General features: G+C 57.8%; 2 rRNA genes. Both read right to left on the bottom strand.

From position 1 onward, the window contains the following. Window positions 1-3 precede the first annotated feature (3 nt). Window positions 4-120: ribosomal RNA gene (gene rrf, locus IMZ35_RS30130) — 5S ribosomal RNA — on the bottom strand. 120 nt (window positions 121-240) lie between these two features. After that, window positions 241-3,354 (bottom strand): 23S ribosomal RNA (locus IMZ35_RS30125). Window positions 3,355-3,397 lie beyond the last annotated feature (43 nt).

The raw sequence follows: 3,397 nt of genomic DNA, 5'->3' as shown, positions 1-3,397 counted from the left end.
ATTGTCCGGCGGTGACCTACTCTCCCACACCCTCACGAGTGCAGTACCATCGGCGCAGGAGGGCTTAACTTCCGGGTTCGGAATGGGACCGGGTGTTTCCCCTCCGCCATGACCGCCGAAACACTATGAAATTACCTACTACCGTGGGCACCACACCCACCCCCACCAACGAGAAGGGGGGTGGACCGTGGTGGTCCGGTTCGGTTCTTTCAGAACCGCACAGTGGATGCGTAGCGCCTTTGAGGCAAGTCCTCGGCCTATTAGTACCAGTCAACTCCACACGTTGCCGTGCTTCCATCTCTGGCCTATCAACCCAGTGGTCTAGCTGGGGGCCTTAACCCACAAAGGGGTGGGATACCTCATCTTGGAACAGGCTTCCCGCTTAGATGCTTTCAGCGGTTATCCCTTCCGAACGTAGCCAACCAGCAATGCTCTTGGCAGAACAACTGGCACACCAGAGGTTCGTCCGTCCCGGTCCTCTCGTACTAGGGACAGCCTTCCGCAAGTATCCTACGCGCGCGGCGGATAGGGACCGAACTGTCTCACGACGTTCTAAACCCAGCTCGCGTACCGCTTTAATGGGCGAACAGCCCAACCCTTGGGACCTACTCCAGCCCCAGGATGCGACGAGCCGACATCGAGGTGCCAAACCATGCCGTCGATATGGACTCTTGGGCAAGATCAGCCTGTTATCCCCGGGGTACCTTTTATCCGTTGAGCGACGCCGCTTCCACCAGCCAGCGCCGGATCACTAGTTCCGACTTTCGTCCCTGCTCGACATGTCTGTCTCACAGTCAAGCCCCCTTGTGCACTTGCACTCGACACCTGATTGCCAACCAGGCTGAGGGAACCTTTGAGCGCCTCCGTTACCCTTTGGGAGGCAACCGCCCCAGTTAAACTACCCACCAGGCACTGTCCCTGATCCGGATCACGGACCGAGGTTAGACATCCAGTACGACCAGAGTGGTATTTCAACGACGACTCCACACCAACTGGCGTTGGCGCTTCACAGTCTCCCACCTATCCTACACAAGCCGAACCGAACACCAATACCAAGCTATAGTAAAGGTCCCGGGGTCTTTCCGTCCTGCCGCGCGTAACGAGCATCTTTACTCGTAGTGCAATTTCGCCGGGCCTGCGGTTGAGACAGTCGAGAAGTCGTTACGCCATTCGTGCAGGTCGGAACTTACCCGACAAGGAATTTCGCTACCTTAGGATGGTTATAGTTACCACCGCCGTTTACTGGCGCTTAAGTTCTCAGCTTCGCCCCGAAGGACTAACCGGTCCCCTTAACGTTCCAGCACCGGGCAGGCGTCAGTCCGTATACATCGTCTTGCGACTTCGCACGGACCTGTGTTTTTAGTAAACAGTCGCTTCTCGCTGCTCTCTGCGGCCGCCCCGCCCTAGCCCGCAAAGGGGCTTCAAGCAGTGCGGCCCCCCTTCTCCCGAAGTTACGGGGGCATTTTGCCGAGTTCCTTAACCACAGTTCGCCCGATCGCCTCGGTATTCTCTACCTGACCACCTGTGTCGGTTTGGGGTACGGGCCGCGTGAACACTCACTAGAGGCTTTTCTCGGCAGCACGGGATCACTCTACTTCGCCTCAATCGGCTATGCATCACGTCTCAGCCTTGATGACTGGCGGATTTGCCTACCAGCCGGCCTACACGCTTACACCAGTACTACCACTCACTGGCGGAGCTACCCTCCTGCGTCACCCCATCGCTTGACTACTACAAGTTCGGGTCCCGCGCTCCACCACACCAGTGACCCGAAGGTCGGCGGTGCGGCTTTGGGCGGTTAGCATCACAAGCCTCGCCATGGGCGCGTTCACACGGGTACGGGAATATCAACCCGTTGTCCATCGACTACGCCTGTCGGCCTCGCCTTAGGTCCCGACTTACCCTGGGCGGATTAGCCTGGCCCAGGAACCCTTGGTCATCCGGCGGGGGAGTTTCTCACTCCCCTTTCGCTACTCATGCCTGCATTCTCACTCGCACAGCCTCCACACCTGGATCACTCCGGCGCTTCGCTGGCTGCACGACGCTCCCCTACCCATCCAGACGACTGCACGCACCTCAAGGGCACGCGGATCAAAGTCTGAATGACACAGCTTCGGCGGTGTGCTTGAGCCCCGCTACATTGTCGGCGCAGGACCACTTGACCAGTGAGCTATTACGCACTCTTTAAAGGGTGGCTGCTTCTAAGCCAACCTCCTGGTTGTCTGGGCGACCCCACATCCTTTCCCACTTAGCACACACTTAGGGGCCTTAGCTGGTGTTCTGGGCTGTTTCCCTCTCGACTACGAACCTTATCGCCCGCAGTCTCACTGCCACACTCTCACGTACCGGCATTCGGAGTTTGGTTGATTTCGGTAAGCTTGTGGGCCCCCTAGACCATCCAGTGCTCTACCTCCGGCACGAAACATGTGACGCTGCACCTAAATGCATTTCGGGGAGAACCAGCTATCACGGAGTTTGATTGGCCTTTCACCCCTAACCACAGCTCATCCCCCAGGTTTTCAACCCTGGTGGGTTCGGGCCTCCACGCGGTCTTACCCGCGCTTCACCCTGGCCATGGCTAGATCACTCCGCTTCGGGTCTAGACCACGCGACTATGGACGCCCTGTTCGGACTCGCTTTCGCTACGGCTACCCCACACGGGTTAACCTCGCCACGTAGCACTAACTCGCAGGCTCATTCTTCAAAAGGCACGCCGTCACCCCTAAAGGCTCCGACGGATTGTAGGCACACGGTTTCAGGTACTATTTCACTCCCCTCCCGGGGTACTTTTCACCTTTCCCTCACGGTACTAGTCCGCTATCGGTCACCAGGGAGTATTTAGGCTTAGCGGGTGGTCCCGCCAGATTCACAGCGAATTTCACGAGTACGCTGCTACTTGGGAACACCGTCAGGAGACACCGGGTTTTCGCGTACGGGAGTCTCACCCTCTACGCTCGCGCTTTCCAGACACGTTCCGCTAACCACAGTGTTTTCTTACTCCTCGACAGTCCGGCAGAACTGTCAGACAGGTCCCACGACCCCGAAAACGCAACCCCTGCCGGGTATCACACGATTCCGGTTTAGCCTCATCCGTTTTCGCTCGCCACTACTCACGGAATCACGGTTGTTTTCTCTTCCTGCGGGTACTGAGATGTTTCACTTCCCCGCGTTCCCTCCACACGCCCTATGTGTTCAGACGCGGGTGACCCCACATGACTGGGGCCGGGTTTCCCCATTCGGACACCCTAGGATCTCAGCTCGGTTGGCAGCTCCCCTAGGCTTTTCGCAGCCTCCTACGTCCTTCATCGGCTCCTGGTGCCAAGGCATTCACCGTATGCCCTTAAAAACTTGACCACAAAGATGCTCGCATCCACTGTGCAGTTCTCAAAGAACGATC

Source organism: Umezawaea beigongshangensis (genome assembly GCF_016464305.1).
In the GTDB taxonomy this organism is placed as follows: domain Bacteria; phylum Actinomycetota; class Actinomycetes; order Mycobacteriales; family Pseudonocardiaceae; genus Umezawaea_A; species Umezawaea_A beigongshangensis.
Note: the sequence above shows the minus strand (reverse complement) of the source record. Positions and strands in the feature narration are given on the sequence as shown.